At 59.4% G+C, this 19,453-nt stretch carries 18 protein-coding genes and 1 other RNA gene; 13 read left to right on the top strand and 6 right to left on the bottom strand.

Annotated features, from left to right (window positions below):
* From JL474_RS18085 to JL474_RS18070, 4 genes are all read left to right on the top strand, one after another.
* A partial coding sequence (locus JL474_RS18085; RefSeq protein ID WP_236012346.1) for a DUF2523 family protein occupies positions 1-244 on the top strand: 244 nt, incomplete at its 5' end.
* Positions 241-1,467 carry a zonular occludens toxin domain-containing protein gene (locus tag JL474_RS18080; RefSeq protein ID WP_203143159.1) on the top strand — a complete coding sequence of 409 codons (1,227 nt, stop codon included), beginning with the start codon at positions 241-243 and terminating at the stop codon, positions 1,465-1,467. The genes JL474_RS18085 and JL474_RS18080, both read left to right, overlap by 4 nt.
* A 134-nt stretch (positions 1,468-1,601) precedes the next feature.
* Positions 1,602-2,867: a hypothetical protein gene (locus tag JL474_RS18075; RefSeq protein WP_203143158.1), complete on the top strand. Its 1,266-nt coding sequence runs from the start codon at positions 1,602-1,604 to the stop codon at positions 2,865-2,867.
* Positions 2,864-3,847 carry a phage integrase gene (locus tag JL474_RS18070; RefSeq protein WP_203143157.1) on the top strand — a complete coding sequence of 328 codons (984 nt, stop codon included), beginning with the start codon at positions 2,864-2,866 and terminating at the stop codon, positions 3,845-3,847. The genes JL474_RS18075 and JL474_RS18070 overlap by 4 nt, the downstream gene beginning before the upstream one ends.
* On the opposite strand, the gene JL474_RS18065 is transcribed toward JL474_RS18070, so the two are convergent.
* From JL474_RS18065 to smpB, 4 genes are all read right to left on the bottom strand, one after another.
* Positions 3,822-4,850 (bottom strand): hypothetical protein, encoded by a 1,029-nt coding sequence (locus JL474_RS18065; protein ID WP_203143156.1) that lies wholly within the window; start codon positions 4,848-4,850, stop codon positions 3,822-3,824. The genes JL474_RS18070 and JL474_RS18065 overlap by 26 nt on opposite strands.
* A gap of 101 nt (positions 4,851-4,951) precedes the next feature.
* Positions 4,952-5,318: a transfer-messenger RNA gene (ssrA, locus tag JL474_RS18060) on the bottom strand.
* A 73-nt stretch (positions 5,319-5,391) separates the two neighbouring features.
* Positions 5,392-6,834, bottom strand: a complete 1,443-nt coding sequence (locus JL474_RS18055) for a WS/DGAT/MGAT family O-acyltransferase (protein WP_123636147.1) — start codon at positions 6,832-6,834, stop codon at positions 5,392-5,394.
* Between the two features lie 141 nt (positions 6,835-6,975).
* A complete protein-coding gene (gene smpB / locus JL474_RS18050) occupies positions 6,976-7,458 on the bottom strand; it encodes an SsrA-binding protein SmpB (RefSeq protein WP_123636146.1) in 483 nt (160 codons plus the stop codon).
* A 327-nt stretch (positions 7,459-7,785) separates the two neighbouring features.
* Between smpB and JL474_RS18045 the strand changes: the two genes are divergently transcribed.
* The 3 genes from JL474_RS18045 to JL474_RS18035 are packed head-to-tail and all read left to right on the top strand — an operon-like array spanning position 7,786 to position 10,249.
* On the top strand, positions 7,786-9,447 hold the full coding sequence (locus JL474_RS18045) for a sodium-dependent transporter (RefSeq protein ID WP_203143155.1): 1,662 nt from the start codon (positions 7,786-7,788) through the stop codon (positions 9,445-9,447).
* A 59-nt stretch (positions 9,448-9,506) separates the two neighbouring features.
* Positions 9,507-9,953: a type II toxin-antitoxin system RatA family toxin gene (locus tag JL474_RS18040; RefSeq protein WP_123636144.1), complete on the top strand. Its 447-nt coding sequence runs from the start codon at positions 9,507-9,509 to the stop codon at positions 9,951-9,953.
* Complete coding sequence (locus JL474_RS18035) at positions 9,950-10,249, top strand: RnfH family protein (protein ID WP_203143154.1); 300 nt, start codon at positions 9,950-9,952, stop codon at positions 10,247-10,249. Before JL474_RS18040 ends, JL474_RS18035 begins: the two co-directional genes overlap by 4 nt.
* Here the strand turns inward: JL474_RS18035 and JL474_RS18030 are convergent.
* Positions 10,246-10,572: an outer membrane protein assembly factor BamE gene (locus JL474_RS18030; RefSeq protein WP_123636143.1), complete on the bottom strand. Its 327-nt coding sequence runs from the start codon at positions 10,570-10,572 to the stop codon at positions 10,246-10,248. The genes JL474_RS18035 and JL474_RS18030 overlap by 4 nt on opposite strands.
* 120 nt (positions 10,573-10,692) lie before the next feature.
* Between JL474_RS18030 and fur the strand changes: the two genes are divergently transcribed.
* The gene (gene fur / locus JL474_RS18025) at positions 10,693-11,106 is read left to right on the top strand and encodes a ferric iron uptake transcriptional regulator (RefSeq protein ID WP_123636142.1); all 414 of its coding nucleotides are present in this window, start codon (positions 10,693-10,695) and stop codon (positions 11,104-11,106) included.
* 230 nt (positions 11,107-11,336) lie between these two features.
* On the opposite strand, the gene recN is transcribed toward fur, so the two are convergent.
* Positions 11,337-13,016, bottom strand: a complete 1,680-nt coding sequence (gene recN / locus JL474_RS18020) for a DNA repair protein RecN (RefSeq protein ID WP_203143153.1) — start codon at positions 13,014-13,016, stop codon at positions 11,337-11,339.
* 215 nt (positions 13,017-13,231) lie between these two features.
* On the opposite strand from recN, the gene grpE reads away from it, so the two are divergent.
* From grpE to carA, 5 genes are all read left to right on the top strand, one after another.
* On the top strand, positions 13,232-13,852 hold the full coding sequence (grpE, locus tag JL474_RS18015) for a nucleotide exchange factor GrpE (RefSeq protein ID WP_123636140.1): 621 nt from the start codon (positions 13,232-13,234) through the stop codon (positions 13,850-13,852).
* A 122-nt stretch (positions 13,853-13,974) separates the two neighbouring features.
* Positions 13,975-15,900, top strand: coding sequence for a molecular chaperone DnaK (gene dnaK, locus JL474_RS18010; RefSeq protein ID WP_123636139.1), 1,926 nt, complete (start codon positions 13,975-13,977; stop codon positions 15,898-15,900).
* A 172-nt stretch (positions 15,901-16,072) separates the two neighbouring features.
* Positions 16,073-17,197, top strand: coding sequence for a molecular chaperone DnaJ (dnaJ, locus tag JL474_RS18005; protein WP_203143152.1), 1,125 nt, complete (start codon positions 16,073-16,075; stop codon positions 17,195-17,197).
* An 11-nt stretch (positions 17,198-17,208) separates the two neighbouring features.
* A complete protein-coding gene (gene dapB, locus JL474_RS18000) occupies positions 17,209-18,012 on the top strand; it encodes a 4-hydroxy-tetrahydrodipicolinate reductase (RefSeq protein WP_203143151.1) in 804 nt (267 codons plus the stop codon).
* Between the two features lie 270 nt (positions 18,013-18,282).
* Positions 18,283-19,428, top strand: a complete 1,146-nt coding sequence (gene carA, locus JL474_RS17995) for a glutamine-hydrolyzing carbamoyl-phosphate synthase small subunit (RefSeq protein WP_190294951.1) — start codon at positions 18,283-18,285, stop codon at positions 19,426-19,428.
* The last annotated feature ends 25 nt before the right edge of the window (positions 19,429-19,453 follow it).

Genomic DNA, 19,453 nt, shown 5'->3' with positions numbered 1-19,453 from the left:
CATCACCCAGGCCACCGTCGCCAAAATCCAATTCATGGGCTGGGCTGTCCAGTTCTCCTGGGGCGTCGCCAAAGCCGCCCTTGATCAGCTCACCATCACCGACCAGCTTAACCAGGCCTGGGCCAGCCTCGACAGCTACATCCTCGGCTGGCTCACCTACTTGCGCGTCCCCGACGCCGTCAACATCGTCCTCAATGCCTTCGTGACCCGGTTCGTCATGCGCTTCATGGGGTGGGGCCTATGAGCATCGTCATCCGCCACGGCAGTAACGGCGCCATGAAAAGCGCCTCCGCCGTCGACCTCTACATGATCCCCGCGATCAAAGAAGGCCGCACCGTCGTCACCAACATCCGGGGCTTCACCCTGGAGCGGTGCTACGACCACTTCCCGGATCTCCCGGAAACCCTCGACGTCATCAACGTCGACACCAGCACCACCGACGGCAAACAGCGCATGGCCAACTGGTTCCACTGGGTGCCCAAAGGCGCGCTACTGGTCTTCGACGAAGCCAGCTCCCTGTTCCCCAAAGCGTGGCGGGAAAAGGAACTGAAAGCCCTCAGCTACCCGGGAGGCGACGACGCCGCCGCTGAAGCGGGCCGCCCGCCCGACTGGATGAGCGCCTGGGAAATGCACCGCCACTACAACTGGGACATCGTCCTCACCACGCCCAACATCAAAGGCATCCGGGACGATATCCGCGGCACCACCGAAATGGCCTACCGCCACCGCAACCTCGGCAAACTCTCCGAAAAGTTCCGAGTCATCAAAGAGGTCCAACACGATGCCCAGAAAAACGGCTTCAGCGTCTCCGACGCCATCTCCGTCGGCACCCTCCGGATCAGTAAAGACGCGTTTAAGCTCTACGATTCAACGGATACAGGGCTCCACCAGGGTTCAAAAGCAGGTAAAAGCCTGCTCGCAAATCCTCGAGTACTACTGCTCGTTAGCATTCTCCTGGCTGTACTGGCCTTTATATTTCGTGACGGAAGCCCTGAGATTCTTGAACCAACGGATCCGGCCGGTGCTCAGAGTCATCCGGACGGTCATCCGGGCCATACTCAGAACGGCCAAGCGCCTGATCATGTACCTGCTGACCCGAATCCTGCTTCGGTTAGGGCTGATGGTTCTGGTGCTCTACTGCACTACCAGCGTCCTGAAGATTATCCTCTAAACGACCCCTTCCAGGGCTACCGCCTCGCGATCGTCGGCAGCATCAACGGCACGACCCAGATCGAAGCCAGCCAGGACGGCGACGTCGTCTTCCTCACCCCGGAGAAGCTCGGCCAGCTGGGCTACACCTATTTCCCGATCGGCAACTGCTTCGGAAAGCTCATCTACGGCAACCGCACCCGCCTGTTGAGCTGTTCCAGCAACGACAAGCGCCGTCTCCAGGCGGACGGCAGATCCCTGGGAGGAAGCAGTGGCGACACCAAAGAAACACCCACAGAACCCGCCCGGGGCGCGTGAAGAGCGGAGCGAGTAATCGCAGCGAGCGAGGCACGCGCCACGGGCGGGAGCGCGACACAGACGTCCCTGTAACACGTCTCATAGAAAACGACGGACGTCGATTTTCAACCACAGAGAACCACAGAGAGCCATAGATGAAACTCAAAGACTTTGAACGGATTGATATCAGGACCGGAGAGATCAACAAAGGGGATCTGTTCATCGGACCCGATGGCCAGCAAGTCGACCTGTCCGGCGTGAACGTCCTCTTGACCGGTGTGGACACCATCCGCCAACTCTTCGAAGGCCGACTCAAACCCGAAGCGATCGCCCAGGTGACCACCGCCTATGAATCCGGCCTGGACGCCGAAGTCACCGTTAGGGGTATTACCTTCCGGGTCCAATCCGGCAAACGAGGCGGATACCGCTACCTGCTGCAGAATCGCGAGTACGGCCTAACCCTGCTGGTCGGCAGCTTCTACAAAGACGCAGACAGCCACGGTGCCCACCTGAAAATCGAATGCTCCCCGCGCTGGATCTACGAACGCGGAACCGACCAGATCCACGACGAACTGGCCGAATGGGGCATGCACTTCCTGGATGCGATTAAGCCGACCGGCATCGCCATACACTTGGCCGTCGACTTCCAAGGCTGGCAACCGCCCCAGGATCTCCCGCAACACTTCGTCACCCGGGCGAGAACGGTTAGTGTCCACAACGGAACCAGCGACCTCTACTTCCAGGGCCTGCAAGGCTCCACCGTCAACGGAAGAGGGGAGACGTACACCTTCGGCAAGGCCAACAGCCTGCAGGTCTGCCTGTACGACAAAAGCAAAGAGATCGACGTCAGCGACAAACGCGCCTTCATGGAAAGCATCTGGGAGTGCGCCGTCAGCGAAGACAGCTTCCCGGAAACCTGCTACGACCCGGACATGCCCGTCTGGCGCCTGGAAGTGCGCTTCCATCACCGCATCGTCAACGAGATCGGGCAGGGCACGCCCGGGATGGACCCGATCTATACCTTTGCCGACGCCAACAAACACCTGACTGGCCTCTGGCAATACGCCCTCAAGGGCAACCGATACGAAGCCAAACGCGAATGGGTCCACCCCATCTGGACCAAGCTACGCGACGACATCAACTTCGGACACAACGCCCCGCCGATCCACTACAAGCGGGTAAAAAAGGAACCGGGTTGCGGCAACGAAAAAAACGTCTCCCTCGCCTTCGGCAACTTGCTCTCGATCTATGCCCGCAACCACTTCAACGCTAAGCAGGCCTGGGACTGCCTAAAACGGTCGGGACTTTGGGAAGACCTCTGCAACTACTACAGGCGCCGGGAGATCTACGAGAATGAGCTGTACCAGCTCGTCCGGGATGGCCTTATCAAACGACGACTACTCAGCAAGGTGGCCGCATGATCAGGAAACTACCATCGGGACGATGGCAGGTGGATCTCTGGACCAACGGACGGGGATCGAAGCGAGTCCGTAAAAGCTTCGCCAGCAAAGCCGAAGCTAAACGCTTTGAAGCCTTTGTTGAATCACAGCGCGTCCAGGGCCAGGAATGGAACCCAGGAACAACGGATAAGCGAACACTCAAAGATCTGATCGATCTCTGGTTCAACGCAAAGGGGGTTCACCTCAAGGACGGTGAGCGTCGTAAGCGGGCACTTGAAGTGATCGCGGATTCGATGGGCAATCCAATCGGCAGGAAGCTGAAGCCCTCCCAATTCCTGGCATACCGTGCCGAGAAACTGGAAGGTGGTGCCTCGGCCAAGACGATGAACAACCACCTGGGCTATCTGAACGCAGTCTACAACCAGCTGGGACGCCTCTCGGAAATCGACTTCGAAAACCCGTTGCGCCACGTCGAGATGATCCGCATCGATGAGTATGAACTGTCCTGGCTTACGACCGGCCAGATCCGTCACTTGCTGGACACCATTGAGCGATCATCAGTGAACCCACACTTACACTTGCTGGTGCGGATTTGTCTGGCCACTGGCGCGAGGTGGGGAGAAGCGGAAAGCCTGCTGCTGCGTCACGTCAGGAATGGGAAGATCACCTACGTGAAGACGAAGAGCAGCAAGTCCAGAAGCGTCCCGGTCAGGGAGGATTTATACCTGGAGTTGCAGCTGCACCTGAGGAGGTACAAACGGTTCACGTCTTCGATAAATGCTTTCAGGAGGGCAGTAAGAAGATCCGGCATCGAGCTGCCGAAAGGGCAGTCATCGCACGTGTTGCGCCACACCTTCGCCAGTCATTTCGTGATGAATGGTGGTGATATTCTCACGCTGCAGAAAATCCTCGGCCACTCAACCATCATGATGACAATGCGGTACGCGCATCTGGCACCGGACCACCTTGAGGACGCTATGAAGTATAGCCCTCGCTACTGACTTTCTGTCTTTTGGATAGCAGTGAGACTTCATCGAAAGTCTTGCCACCGTTTTCATAGTTGCTGAGCTTCTGTTCTATAAAGGCGAGTTTATCTTCACGATTTTCTGATAGAAATTTGACCAGTTCCGATTCCAGCCATTCGTTAATTTTTGCGTCTTGTCCCTGTCTGGAATCGGCTATCTCTGTCAATTGAGTCAGCATGTTTTGTTCTGTTTGCACTGTTCTTATGTGGCCGTGTGCCTCTTCCATGCATTGATGAATAAATTCAAACTGTTTTGAGCAGTCGTTAAACGCAAAAAATGTAGCTGCGATCGCCAAATGTTGGTGGGTTATCGTCAGGCGTCTGAGGATTTCCGACAGAGCCGGTAGTCCATCGGTTTGCCAGCAAAACGTACCTTTTAGGCTGAGGCCTTTTGACATGAGTGCTTTGTGTCGGTCTAGGCTTTCAAACAGTTTTTCTGACGGAGTCGGGGCTTCCCAATTGATCCTTTTGCATGACTCAAGTACGTATATGGATGATTCTCTTAATTCATGGAAAGTAGATATTTTTGATGAGCTTGGGCCGAGTGATCCGGACTGGGCGTCTGGGTAAAGAATTGAGTGCAGTTCGTAGGCCTTACCTGTTAACTCTGAATCTCCAGAAAGCAGTCCTTCATCCTTAAACAGATCCGTGAAAAACTCTCTATGTTTCGAATAGTTAGAGAAAATATTTTGCTGTTCCTGGGCTTCTATCTGATCCTTCGTTTGTATGGATCGTAGATGGCTGGCAATTAAACCCAATAGAGGGAGTGACAGACCGGCAATGAGTGCTGGTTGGCTGAGGTTAGCGAACAAATATTCGAAGAACTCTTTGGACACTACTGGTGCTTTCGGGGCTGTCGAGTCATGAAATTTTACCACGGCGAAAATGAACGCCGCGGAGCCAAAGAGAGACACCGTAATCCAGAATGCAGAAGTTTCGAATAACGTGGTTTTGGCTTTAAGAGGCTTCCAGAATTTCATTCGGTTTCTCTACATGTAGACACTGAGTAGACACCTTAGAGAAAAACTTTTCTGAGGCAACAAAAAAGCCCCTGAAAATCAGGGGCTTTTTCGTGGGATCTTGGTGGAGACGGCGGGAATCGAACCCGCGTCCGCCAGTCCTCTGCCTTGAGATCTACATGCTTAGCTTCCTTCTATTGATTTAACCTCAAACGACCCGAAGGTCAGGGTGTAAGAGGCGAGCTCTTTATATCTTAGCTATCAGGCAGTGAGCTCTGACTGATAGAGCGTCCTACTCATGATGACGTCCTGAGGTGTTGCTTCTGGGTAGTAGGCACCCCAGTCAGGACGACTGGAACGGCTTACGCCGCCAGTGCGTAGTTTTCGTCGTTTGCGACTATTTAAATGCAGCTTTGGATTAACGAGATTGGCTGCCATCTCGACATGCACCCAAGGGTTTGTAACCGGCGTCGAAGCCATGTCGTCCCCTTGCCTGACAAGTATATGGGGCCGGTCCCGCTCACTTCAAGGACATTCGTGTGAGCGGGACTCAGTATTTTTACTAGAATGACGCCGCTTTACGCCGTTCCACCTCCCGCCGCTCGACCTGGGGATAGGTCCCGGGCGTGCCGGCGACGGCCTGCAGGTCGTAGAAGCTCTTCTCGAATGCGGTCATGACCCGCTGTGGATCCATGCCCAGTTTCTTGTCGACGATGATGCCGAACTGCACGCTGTCGGTGTAGCTGAAGATGCTCATGCCGATCCCGATCCCGCCGGTTTGCGGCACCCAGAACATGGGCTGTCTAAGGCGGGCGCCGGCCAGGTAGACCGGACGGCGTGGGCCCGGCACGTTGGTTAGCACCGCCGAGGCCTTCTGGCTGAGCAGGCCCAGGGCGCGGCGTTCGAGAATGTCGGGGCCCCGGCCGAACAGATCCAGCAGACTGTAGGTGACCTGTGCCTGCCAGGAACGCTTGAGCCGGTTCATATGATCCTGCACCTGGCGGAAACGCATGCGCGGGCAATCCACGTCGATCGGCAGCGGCACCAGCACCAGACCAAACTGGTTGCCGAGGGATTCCACCGGTTGGTGCAGTGGTCGCAGGTTGAACGGTACGGCGACGCGGATGCCGCAGTCCGGCAGGTCGAATGCTTCTTCCCGCAGGTACTCATGTAGGGCGCCGGTGGCGGCGGTCATCAACACATCGTTGACCGTGCCCTTGAGCGCGCGGGCGGTGTCTTTGACGTTTTGCAGTGGCAGGCTGGCCCAGGCCACCTGCTTGCGGCCGCCCAGCGCTCCCTTGAGCGGCGTCGGCGGATCGGCCGGTGTCAGACCCAGCTTGGCGCACTCCATACCGATACGGCTGCCGGTCCTTAGCAGCTGTAGCGGATAGGTCGGGTCCTGCTGGACGTTGTGGGCCAGGTGGCGCAGCTGTTCCACGCCAGCACCTGCCGTGTGGCGCCATTCCCGGGCCAGGCGCTGGATGGATTGCCAGCGGCTTTCCGCCGGTTGGTTCCGGGGCGGTACGGCGTGCAGGTGGCGGCCGGGTTTGTCATCCGTGAGCGCGAGCAGGACGCGCACCAGGGAAATGCCGTCGGCGATGCAGTGATGGATGCGAACGATCAGCGCGCAGCCGCCCTGGTAGTTGTCCACGTAGTGAACCTGCCAGAGCGGTCGATTGGGATTCAGCGGGGTACTGTTCAGGTCGCTGGCGAACGATTGCAACGTCGCTTCGTCGGCCCGGCCGGGCAGGGCCACCACCTGCAAGTGGTTGTCCAGGTCGAAGGTCGGATCATCGTGCCAGAAGGTGCGGTCGCCGGCGTGCTCGACAATCTGCCGGAAACGCCGGAAGCACAGGAAGCGGTCTTCCAGTACCTGGCGGAAACGGGGCAGATCGATGGGGTCGTCAAAGATCAGCACGGCGCCGATCATCATGGGGTTTTCCGGGGATTCCATGCGCAGCCAGGCGCGGTCGACGGCTGTCATGGGCGTTCGTATGCGAGTCATAAGCCCTCTCTTCATTCCGTGGGAGAGGATGAGGTGTCGCGTCGGACTGCAGGCTCAGGGCGCGGACCCACCCGAAGTCGAACAGTATAGGACTGCGACAGGGTGGGTCGGAAGTGATCATGGAGGCGACAGGGAAATATCTTACCCTTGATTGACTTCTCTCAAGATTCGCTGCTTTTGACGGTTCCAGTCGCGCTCTTTTTCGGTCTGGCGCTTGTCGAATTGCTTCTTGCCTTTAACCAGAGCGATCTCGCATTTGACCTTGTTCTTTTTCCAGTAAAGCGCCAACGGAATGCAGGTGTGGCCCTGCTGTTGGGTGACCCCCAGCAGCTTGGCGATTTCCTTGGCGTGCAGCAGCAGCTTGCGGGTGCGCGTTGGATCGCAAATGACGTGGGTCGATGCGGTGCTCAGCGGCGTGATGTGAGCGCCGAGCAGGAAGGCTTCGCCGCCCTTGAACAGAACGTAGGCATCGACCAGCTGGGCCTTGCCCGCGCGCAGGGATTTGACCTCCCAGCCCAGCAGGGACAGGCCGGCTTCGAACCGTTCCTCAATGTGGTATTCGTGCTTGGCTTTTTTGTTCAGCGCAATCGTGCTGCTGCCAGTGCCCGGTTTCTTCTTGCTCATGGATGTCGAATCGTTACCTGGATACGTCGATGGGGCGCGGGGCCAGCGGTGGATAGGCTGGCCGGTAAGATGAAGGTCGCCCCGGCGAAACGACGCATTGTAGCTCAGTAGTGTCAAGCGGGTCACGGGTTGAAAACCGAGGCCTCAGGTGTGGATGAACGCTGTCACGGGTTTCCGCTACAATGCGCCCAGCGATGGAGGCTCTGGAGCCCCGGAAGAGACCGGTCCCCGTTCTATGGTGGTCGGCGGCAATCGCGTGCAGGGATGCGCTCCAGGCCACGCCCTGATACCCCGTCACGAAGTAGGAATGAGTCAGAGGCGACTTGAATGCTTGGACGTTATCAAACACCGGTCGGCTCCTGGTCCCACCGCACGACCTTTTTCTGGGCCACGACCGGCGCCACGGTCGGGCTGAGCGATCTGTGGACGTTTCCCCATATGGCCAGCCAGAACGGCGGCGGGGTGTTTATCCTGTTCTATCTCGCCTGTCTGCTGATTCTGACGTTGCCGCTGGTGCTGACCGAAGCCGTGATCGGCCGTGGCGCCCGGCATGGCGTGGTGATCGCCATCGACAGTCTGTCGAAGGAGGCCGAAGCGCCGCCGCGTTGGGTGTGGAGCGGCCGGCTCAGTGTGCTGGCAGGCTTCCTGGTGCTGACTTTCTACGCGGTGATTGGCGGCATCTGTCTGGCTTACGTGTTCTATGCCGCCTATGGCCGTCTGGACGATGCGTCCCCCCGGCAGCTGGCCGGGATCCTCACGTCGCTGGTGCAGCAGCCGGAGAACTACCGGCACTTCATGGGCTGGCATGCGGGGTTCCTGATCTTGGTGCTGATCGCCTCCATGCAGGGCGTGACCAGCGGCCTCGAGCGCGCCCTGAGGGTGGTGGTACCGGCGTTCATGCTGCTGCTGGGTGGGCTGCTGCTCTACGCGGCACAGCACGGTAATCTGCGGTCGGCGGTCGACTACCTGCTGGTGATGCGTCCGGAGGATGTGACCATCGACAGCGTGCGCAAGGCGCTGACCCACGCGTTCTACACCCTGTCTCTGGGCACAGGCATCCTGATTGTCTTTGGTGCCTATTCGGCCCCCACGACGCCGCTCAAGCGTTCCGTGCTGGCGGTGGCCCTGGTCGACACGTTGATTGCCATCGTGGCGGGGCTTCTGATCTACACATTGGTGTTCAGTCATGGCGTCCCGGAGGGCGCACCGCTGCAGGGGTTCAGTCTGGTGTTCATGGCGATTCCGGAGAACGTCGGCACGATGCCGGGTGGCCAGTTCGTACTGACGGCGTTTTTCGCGATGATCGTACTGGCGGCGTGGAGTTCGTCGCTGGCCCTGCTGGAGCCCACGGTGAGCTGGTTGCAGGAGCATCTGGCGGCACCCCGGCGTTGGTGTGTCCTGCTGGTTGGGGCTGCAGCCTGGGTGGTGGGGTTGTTGAGTCTGTTCTCCTTCAACGCCTGGTCGGACGTTACGCTGCTGGGTGGCACGCCGTATCGCTGGATCGAGATCGTGACCAGCACGCTGCTGATTCCGGTGGTCAGTATCCTGCTGGCTTTCTTTGTCGGCTGGGTGTTGCCGGATGCGATGGTGGCGCGGCTGATCGGCCCGACGCCGGCCTTCCTCCGGGCGTCCTGGATCTGGGTGCTTCGTTTGGTCCTGCCGGCCGTGATCCTGTATGTGGGGATTCATTACGCCATGCAGTCCGGCGCGTCGTTGTGCAACAGCGGCGACTCGCCGTTCTGGTGCAGTGGTGAGGCGCACCCGGCGGAACCGGCGACCGCGCCGGACGTGACGCCTGCCGAGCCTGCGGCCGATCCGTCACAATCCCCGACTGAGGCACCTCCGGCAAGCGATGAGCCGGTCAATGACCCGATGCCGGACAAATCGGAAGCCGTTGTCCCGGAGACGTCGACACCGGTGCAGGCTCGGCCTGCCGAAGAATCGACTGCCCCCGCATCCAGCGACGATATGCTTTATCATAGTGTCTGATTCGGTCCGTTACGGACCGGTGTGTTTCCCATCTGATTGCAGGAAGTGTTCAGTCCCGCATGGCTCAAGTCATCGAAAAATCCGCACTGGTCTGGCATTCGGCCGAGCAGATGTACGCCCTGGTCAATGATGTCGACCGCTATCCCGAATTCCTGCCCTGGTGCGACGGTACGGAAATCCATACGGCCAGCGAGACGGAAATCGTGGCGTCCATCGATGTGGCAAAGTCCGGTGTCCGACATCGCCTGACGACTCGCAACCGGCTTCACGCGCCAAGCCAGATCGAGATGTCCCTGGTGGAAGGGCCGTTCAGTAATCTTGGCGGCAGTTGGGAATTTGTCGCACTGAACGAGAATGCCTGCAAGGTCATCCTGAGGCTGCGTTTTGAGCTGTCGGGATCGCTGGCGCGCATGACCTTTGGCAAGGTGTTCGGTCAGGCGGCCAATACCATGGTGGATGCCTTTTGCCAGCGGGCGAAGGTGGTATACGGAGGCGCGGCCCAATGACGACATCGACCATTCGCGTTGAAGTGGCTTATGCCACCCCCGAGAAGCAGGCCATTTGCCCGGTGAACGTACCGGAAGGTACCACCGCTTTCGAAGCGGCCGAGGCCTCGGACATCCGGACGGTGTTTCCGGAGATCGATCTGGAGTCGGCGGATATGGGTATTTTTGGCAAGGTCGTGAAAGCGCCGCGGGAACATGCGCTCAGGGAAGGCGAGCGCGTCGAGATTTACCGACCGCTGAAGATTGATCCCAAGCAGGCCCGGCTGAACCGGGCGCGCAAGAAGTCGGCCGATTAATAGGCTGGCGTTTTGTCCAAAAGCTGGGCTTCGTAGGAGTCGTAGCTATCGCCGTCATAATAAACGATGACCCGCTGCTTCTTGATGTCCCCACCCCCTTTTTGGAAGGTGTACATGTAGTACTCGCGGGAGTCATCCACCGGGTTAAGCATGATCGGCGTGCCCAGGATGGCGTGGACCTGGTCGCGAGGCATCCCCTTCTGTAATTGGGCCAGGGCTTCATCGTCGACGATATTGCCTTGCTGAACGTTGATTTTATAAACGCCGGGGAAGACACAACCGGCCAGCAGGACAAGTGAGAGTAAGGCGGCGAGCTTTTGCATCAGGGGGTGGAATCCTCTATCTTGGAACGCTTGCCTGACCGGGCCAGTTTGTTGGCCTGAACGCGTCAGGATGGGTATCATAACGGAAGCAGACAGTACACCAAAGAGCGAAACAGCAGCATGTCATCTGAAAACGCTGAATTACGCAAGGTCGGACTCAAGGTGACCCTGCCCAGGGTTAAGATCTTCAACATCCTTGAAAATTCCGAAGAACATCATCTGAGTGCAGAAGATGTTTACAAAAAGCTTCTCGAAGCCGGGGATGACGTCGGTCTGGCGACCGTGTATCGCGTGCTGACACAGTTTGAAGCGGCCGGTCTGGTGCTGCGTCATAACTTTGAGGGTGGTCACGCGGTTTTCGAAATGGCGCGGGAAGATCACCACGATCATATGGTCTGCACCGAGTCCGGCGAAGTGATCGAGTTTTTCGACTCGGTGATCGAGGAACAGCAGCGCAAAGTCGCCCGGGAACACGGTTATGAAATCGTGGATCACAGCCTGATTCTCTATGTGAAGCCGATTAAGAAAAGCTGATCAGTGGTCCTTAAAGGTCACTGATGTAAAAACGCCCCCGCGTCTGACGCGGGGGCGTTTTTGTTTGTGCGGCGTAAAGGGCGCACTGCCGCGATACTCCCGCACGCAAAAAAAAGAGGCAGACCCGAAGGCTGCCTCAGTAAACGCTCGGGGTTGAGCGTGGGGGAAATATCCGCGGCGCGGAATGCGTTATAGACGCCCGCTTGGCCTGGGATGGCCAGCAGGGGGCATCAGTGATGCGTAGCCTGTCCCTTATGGAACATCTCCTGAGCATGGGCCAGGGTCTGCTCTGTAATGTCGACGCCGCCCAGCATCCGGGCCACTTCCTTGACGCGGCCGTCGTCGTTCAACGTTTCGATCCGTGAGAAGGTGGCGTCCTGTTCGCTGAACTTGCTGACAAACAGATGCTGGTGAGCCTGGGCTGCGACCTGTGGCAGGTGTGTGACGCACAGTACCTGGCCGTTATCGCCCAACTGGCGCAGCAGCCGACCAACGACTTCGGCGGTGCCGCCGCCAATGCCCACATCCACTTCGTCGAAGACCAGCGTGGGGATGGTTGAGGTCTGGGCCACGACCACCTGAATGGCCAGGCTGATCCGTGAAAGTTCGCCGCCGGAGGCGACCTTGCTCAGCGAGCGCGCCGGCTGGCCCGGGTTGGCGCTGATCAGGAACTCGACGTCCTCGTTGCCGACCGGTGAGGGCGCGGCTTTCTCGTGACGGGCCAGTCGGGTGACGAATTGAACGGACGGCATGCTCAGGTGGGCCAGCTCTTCGGCGATACGACCGTCGAGTTCGGCCGCGGCTTTCTCGCGCCGGGCGGTCAGTTCGTCCGCTTTCGATTGCCAGTTATCGTTCAGTTCCGTGGCGTCCGCTTCCAGGCGCTCCAGGCTGCCTTCGCCACCGTCCAGTTGCTCCAGTTCAGTCTGTAGCTGGGTGTGCAGTTCCCCGAGGGTTTCCGGGGAGACCCGATGTTTACGGGCCAGGTCATAAATCGTGCTCAATCGTTCCTCGACTTCTTCGAGGCGAGCCGGGTCGGCGTCATAGTCTTCCACGAAATGGCGCAGGTTATTGCCGGCTTCGCTGACCTGGATCTGGGCCTCGTTCAGCATTTGCAAGGTGTCGGCCAGGGCCGGCACCTCGACCGGCAGCTGCTCGAGCTGTTGCAGGGCCTGCTGGATCAGGCTGGCCGCGCTGGGCTCATCCTCGCTGCACAGGACGGACGCCTGGTGGCAATTGTGCAGGACGGTTTCAGCGTGACTCAGGCGGGCCTGCTCGGCTTCCAGGTTGTCCAGCTCACCGTCTTCCAGTGCCAGGCGGTCAAGTTCCTCTACCTGGTAGCGCAGCAATTGCAGGCGGGCCTCGTTCTCGTCGCGGTTGCCGCGCAACTCTTCCAGTCGCTGCTGGGTCTGGTGCCAGGCTTTCCAGGCGGCACGGACGTCGCTGGCCAGCTTGTCGGCATCGGCAAATTCGTCCAGCAGTTTTCGGTGGGTTTCTTTCTGCAGCAATGACTGGTGCTGATGCTGGCTGTGGATGTCCATCAGCATGCCGCCCAGTTCCCGCAGATCGGCCAGTGGACACGGTTGACCGTTGATATAGGCGCGGGAGCGGCCGTCCTTGCTGATCACGCGGCGCAGGATGCAGTCGTTGTCTTCATCCAGATCATGGGCTTCCAGCCACTCTCGGGCCTCGGCGATGCGGCGCACGTCGAAGCTGGCCGTGATGTCCGCCCGCTTGGCACCGTGGCGTACGGCCCCGGCATCGGCGCGCCCGCCCAGCACCAGGCCGAGGGCGTCGAGAACAATGGATTTACCGGCGCCGGTCTCCCCGGTCAGCGTGGTCATGCCCTGGCGGAACTGCAGTTCGACGCGCTCGGCAATGGCGTAGTTGGCGACGATCAGTTGATTCAGCATGAAAGGCTCCAGTCCTGTTCGACGGTGCTGCCAAGGCGACGGCGCCCGGCATCTGGTCATATATACAGTACCTGTGAATGTATACAGTATTTTTGCTGGTTGCAAGCAATCGTTGCAAAAGCGGTTGAAAGCCCGGCGAGCTGTCCCCATATCCGCTGGCAAGCTATTCAAGAAGGGCGGCCGAGCCGTCATCGATGATTGATCAGGAGTGACTGATGAGCGCAGAAGAAACCCGTAACCAGAACGTGGAAGACGAGTTGAAAGAGGCCTCTGAGGAGACTGCGCAGGCCGACGCCGGTGCCGGCGAAACCTCGGCTCCGGAAGGCGAGTCGCAGGGTGAGTTGAGCGAGGTCGAGGCGCTGCAGGCACAGCTTGCCGAGCAAAAGGATCAGGTCCTGCGGACCCAGGCGGAAATGCAGAACGTGCGTCGTCGCGCCGAAATCGATGTCGAGAAGGCTCGCAAGTTCGCGCTGGAGAAGTTCGTCAAGGAGCTGTTGCCCGTGGCGGACAGCCTGGAAAAGGCCGTTGAAAGCACCGAAGGCAAGGCGTCGTCAGACGACGTTGTCGCGTCCATCCGCGAAGGCGCCGAAATGACGCTGAACCTGCTGATGAACAGCCTGGAGAAGTTCAACGTGAAGCGGGTCGACCCGGTCGGCGAGCCGTTCGATCCGCAGCTGCACGAGGCCATGTCCATGGTGCCGGCGCCGGATGCCGAGCCGAACAGCGTCGTGGCTTGCATCCAGAAGGGGTACACCCTCAATGAGCGCCTGGTGCGTCCGGCCATGGTTGTGGTCGCTCGACCGGAAGACGGCGCAAAAATCGACGAGCAGGCTTGAAAAAGAAACGTCTGAGCCAATATAGGCAGTAAACGGTTCGCAAGCCGACAGAATGACAGCATCCCACGCATGCTGATTCGGGCAGAACAGAGCTTAGGAATAAAAGGAACTGGAGTCATTCAATGAGCAAGATTATTGGTATCGACCTGGGCACCACCAACTCTTGTGTAGCCATCATGGATGGCGACAAGGTCAAGGTGATTGAAAACGCGGAAGGCGATCGCACGACGCCGTCCATCATCGCATACACCGAAGAGGGTGAAACGCTGGTGGGTCAGTCCGCCAAGCGTCAGGCGGTGACCAACCCGAGCAACACCCTGTACGCCATCAAGCGTCTGATCGGTCGTCGTTTCGAAGACAACGTCGTTCAGAAAGACATCAAGATGGTGCCGTACAAGATCACCAAGGCGGACAACGGTGATGCCTGGGTTGAGGTGAAAGGCAAGAAGATGGCGCCGCCGCAGGTTTCTGCGGAAGTGCTGAAGAAAATGAAGAAGACCGCTGAGGACTATCTCGGCGAGAAGGTCACCGAAGCGGTCATCACGGTTCCGGCCTACTTCAACGACAGTCAGCGTCAGGCGACCAAAGACGCCGGCAAGATCGCGGGCCTGGACGTGAAGCGGATTATCAACGAGCCGACCGCGGCTGCCCTGGCCTACGGCCTGGACAAGAAGAGCGGTGACCGCACGGTAGCCGTCTACGACCTGGGTGGTGGTACCTTCGATATCTCCATCATCGAGATCGCCGACGTCGACGGTGAGCACCAGTTTGAAGTGCTGGCCACCAACGGGGACACGTTCCTGGGTGGTGAAGACTTCGATCTCAAGATCATCGAGTACCTGGCGGACCAGTTCAAGAAAGACAGTGGCATCGACCTGCGCGGTGATTCCCTGGCCATGCAGCGCCTGAAGGAAGCGGCCGAGAAGGCGAAAATCGAGCTGTCCAGCAGCCAGCAGACCGACGTCAACCTGCCGTACATCACGGCGGATCAGAGCGGTCCGAAGCACATGAACGTCAAGCTGACCCGCGCCAAGCTGGAAGCGCTGGTCGAAGAGCTGGTCGATCGCAGTCTGGAGCCGTGCAAGGTTGCACTGAAAGACTCCGGCGTTGACGCCAGCGACATCGACGAAGTGATTCTGGTCGGTGGTCAGACCCGGATGCCGAAGGTCCAGGAAAAGGTGAAGGACTTCTTTGGTAAGGACGCGCGCAAAGACGTGAACCCGGACGAAGCTGTTGCCATGGGTGCGGCGATCCAGGCTGCGGTCCTGTCCGGTGACGTGAAAGACGTCCTGCTGCTGGACGTCACTCCGCTGACCCTGGGTATCGAAACCATGGGCGGTGTGGCCACGTCGCTGATCGAGAAGAACACCACGATTCCGACCAAGAAGTCGCAGACCTTCTCGACCGCGGATGACAACCAGACCGCTGTGACCATTCACGTGGTCCAGGGTGAGCGCAAGCAGGCGTCCCAGAACAAGTCACTGGGTCGTTTTGACCTGGCCGACATCCCGCCGGCACCGCGCGGTGTACCGCAGATCGAAGTCACCTTCGACATCGATGCCAACGGTATCCTCAACGTGTCTGCGAAGGACAAGGCGACTGGCAAAGAGCAGTCCATCGTCATCAAGGCCTCTTCCGGTCTGAACGAGGACGAGATCGAGAAGATGGTCGCCGACGCCGAGGCCAATGCCGAGGACGATCGCAAGTTCGAGGAACTGGTCCAGGTGCGCAACCAGGGTGACGGCATGATCCACGCCGTTCGCAAGACCCTGAGCGAAGCCGGCGACAAGGTCACTGAGCAGGAGAAGGAGTCCATTGAAAGCGCCATCAGCGAGCTGGAAGAAGCCCTGAAAGGCGACGACAAGGACGACATCGAAGCCAAGACTCAGAAGCTGACCGAAGCGTCTTCCGAACTGGCTCAGAAAATGTACGCCGACCAGGCCGAGCAGGGTGCTCAGGCTGAAGGGCAGGGCGAGCAGGCCCAGTCCAGTGGCGACGATGCAGTCGATGCCGAGTTCGAAGAGGTCAAAGACGAAGACAAGCGGTAATATTCATGTCTTCATGAGCGTCGCAAAACGCGGGGAGTCAGCTTCCCGCGTTTTGCGCGTTTGATGGGTTGGAAATTTGTGAGCCGCATCGGTCCGGTCAGGGCCGCATGCCAGAGTTCACGGAGCAGTCATAAGATTCCGGGCTGGCGGGATCTGCAACGGGTATCAGAACATGGCCAAACGCGATTATTACGACATTCTCGGAGTCTCCCGGGATGCAGATGAGAAAGAGATAAAACGCGCGTATCGCAAGCTTGCAATGAAATACCATCCGGACCGGAATCCGGATGACGAAGAGGCCGAGAACAAATTCAAGGAAGCCAGTGAGGCCTACGAAATCCTGGCGGATTCGAGCAAGCGCAGCGCCTACGATCAGTTCGGCCACGCCGGCGTGGATGGTCAGGCCGGCGGTGGTGGCTTCGGTGGCGGCGGCGCCAGTTTCTCCGATATCTTCGGCGATGTCTTCGGTGACATCTTTGGTGGTGGTCGAGGTCGCAGCAACCGCGGTGCGGACCTGCGCTACACCCTGGAGCTGGATCTTGAGCAGGCGGTCAAGGGCACCACGGTTCAGATCAAGGTGCCGGGGCATGTCGAGTGCGATACCTGTGACGGTTCCGGCGCGGCCAAGGGCAGTCAGCCGGAAACCTGTGGCACCTGTGGCGGTATCGGCCAGGTGCGGATGCAGCAGGGCTTTTTCGCCGTACAGCAGGCGTGCCCCACCTGTCGGGGTTCCGGCAAGGTCATCAAGAATCCGTGTAAGAAGTGTCACGGCGCCGGTCGGGTTGAGCAGGCCAAGACCCTGTCTGTGAAAGTGCCTCCGGGTGTCGATACCGGCGATCGTATCCGCCTCTCCGGCGAAGGCGAGATGGGGATGGATGGCGGTCCGGCGGGCGATCTTTACGTGCAGGTCGCTGTGCGTGAACACGCGATTTTCACCCGCGATGGGCGTAACCTGTACTGTGAAGTGCCCATCAGCATTGTCGATGCGACGCTGGGCGGTGAGCTGGAAGTGCCCACCCTGGATGGCCGCGTGAAGCTGAAGATCCCGGCGGAAACCCAGACGGGCAAGCTGTTCCGTCTGCGCAACAAGGGGGTGACTCCGGTGCGCGGTGGGCCGGCCGGTGACTTGCTGTGCCGGGTGGTCGTGGAAACGCCGATCAATCTGACCAAGCGCCAGAAAGAGCTGATGGAAGAGTTTCAGCAGACGCTGGACGGTCAGAGCGCCTCCAGCCATGCACCGCGCAAGACCTCGTGGTTTGAGGGCGTGAAAAGCTTCTTCGACGAAATGAAATTCTAAGGATTGAGGATATGAGGGTAGCAATCATGGGCGCCGCCGGGCGCATGGGCAAGACGCTGGTGGAGGCGATCGACGAGGCGGACGGTCTCGATCTGAGCGCCGCCATTGTCGAGCCGGGCAGCAGTCTGGTGGGCGCCGATGCTGGTGAAGTGGCTGGCATCGGTCGCAACGGAGTTACCCTCGTGGATAACCTGGCTGCGGTTGAGGACGCCTTTGACGTCCTCATCGATTTCACCTTCCCGGACCTGACGCTGGAGAATGCCCGCTTCTGCGGTCGTCACGGCAAGCGAATGGTGATCGGGACCACCGGCATGACCGAAGCGGAGAAAGTCGAGCTGCGGCGGGCTACCGAATCCGTGCCGGTTGTTTTCGCGCCCAATATGAGTGTCGGTGTCAACGTCGCGCTCAACCTGTTGCGCACCGCGGCCCAGGTGCTCGGTGATGACTACGATGTGGAAATCATCGAGGCGCACCACCGGCACAAGAAGGACTCGCCGTCCGGTACCGCCGTGCGTATGGGCGAGGTGGTTGCCGAGGCGCTGGGGCGTGATCTGAAAGAGTGTGCCGTTTACGGCCGTGAAGGCTTTGTCGGCGAGCGTCCGCGCAAGGAGATCGGCTTCGAGACCATCCGTGCCGGCGATGTGGTCGGGGATCATACGGTGTTGTTTGCCGGCATCGGCGAGCGTATCGAGATCACCCACAAGGCCAGCAGCCGGATGACCTTTGCCCGCGGCGCCGTGCGTGCGGCGCAGTGGTTGGCAGAGCGCCCGGCCGGTCTCTACGACATGCAGGACGTGCTCGACCTCAAAAGCTGAGCGGCTATTAGTCGTGGACAGTGATCGCCAAATTTTTTACAATAAGGCGGTTTAACTGCACCAAGCGTGGTTTTAAAAGCCGGGAAGGCGGCAGCCCTCCATCGGCAACGAAAAAAGCGGGACGGAGTCATAATCTCCCTCTCGCTTTTTTGCGACCTGAATTTGCGCTTGCGCTCCTGTTCGTGACGTTAGGGGCGGCCTCTTTAGCCCGGGCGAGAGAGCCGGTCCGTTTCGGAACCAACGATACGCCACTCGATGAGGATACAAGCCTTGAGTACACCAGCAATCCTTGCGCTCGCAGACGGAAGCCTGTTCAAAGGAATCGCCATCGGCGCAGACGGCGAAACCAGTGGCGAAGTCGTCTTCAACACCGCCATGACGGGCTACCAGGAAATCCTGACTGATCCGTCCTACACTCGCCAGATCGTCACCCTGACCTATCCCCATATCGGCAATACCGGCGTCAACGACGAAGACGTCGAGTCCTCCGGTATCCAGGCGGCCGGCCTGATCATCCGCGATCTGCCGCTGATGGCCAGCAGCTGGCGCCAGACCAAGACGCTTGACGCCTACCTGCGGGACAACAATGTGATCGGCATTGCCGATATCGATACCCGCCGCCTGACGCGCATCCTGCGGGACAAAGGTTCCCAGAACGGTGCGATAGTCGCTGGCGAGCATGCCACAGAAGAACGCGCTCTGGAACTGGCGAACGCTTTCCCGGGGCTCAAGGGCATGGATCTGGCCAAGGAAGTCGGCAGCAAGACGACCTACCAGTGGAGCCAGACAGAATGGTCCCTGGAGGGCGGTGGTTACGGAGAGCTGGAATCACCCAGATACAAGGTGGTCGCCTACGATTACGGCATCAAGTACAACATCCTGCGCATGCTCGCCGCCCGCGGCTGCGACGTAACGGTTGTGCCGCCGCAGACGCCGGCATCCGAGGTGCTGGCGATGAATCCGGACGGCATCTTCCTGTCCAATGGCCCCGGCGATCCCGAGCCCTGCGATTACGCCATCAAGGCGATCAGCGAGATTCTTGAGACCGAGGTGCCGGTCTTCGGCATCTGTCTCGGCCACCAGCTGCTGGCCCTGGCCAGTGGCGCCAAGACCCTGAAGATGGGGCACGGCCACCACGGTGCCAACCACCCGGTGCAGAACCTGGAAGACGGTACTGTGATGATCACCAGTCAGAACCACGGTTTCGCGGTGGATGAGTCCACGCTGCCGGATAACCTGGAGATGACGCACAAATCCCTGTTCGACGGCACCCTGCAGGGTATCCGACGCACGGACCGCCCGGCCTACAGCTTCCAGGGCCACCCGGAAGCGAGCCCGGGACCGCATGACGTGGCGCCGCTGTTCGACACCTTTATTCGCCTGATGGACGAACGGGCCGGCTCGCAAGCCTCCTGAGGTGCGCCGCTGAACGCCGCGGTAA

Origin of the sequence: Marinobacter mangrovi (assembly GCF_016798325.1) — a bacterium.
GTDB classification, from domain to species: domain Bacteria; phylum Pseudomonadota; class Gammaproteobacteria; order Pseudomonadales; family Oleiphilaceae; genus Marinobacter_A; species Marinobacter_A mangrovi.
The sequence above is the reverse complement of the archived record's forward strand: the minus strand, read 5'-3'. Positions and strand labels throughout refer to the sequence as shown.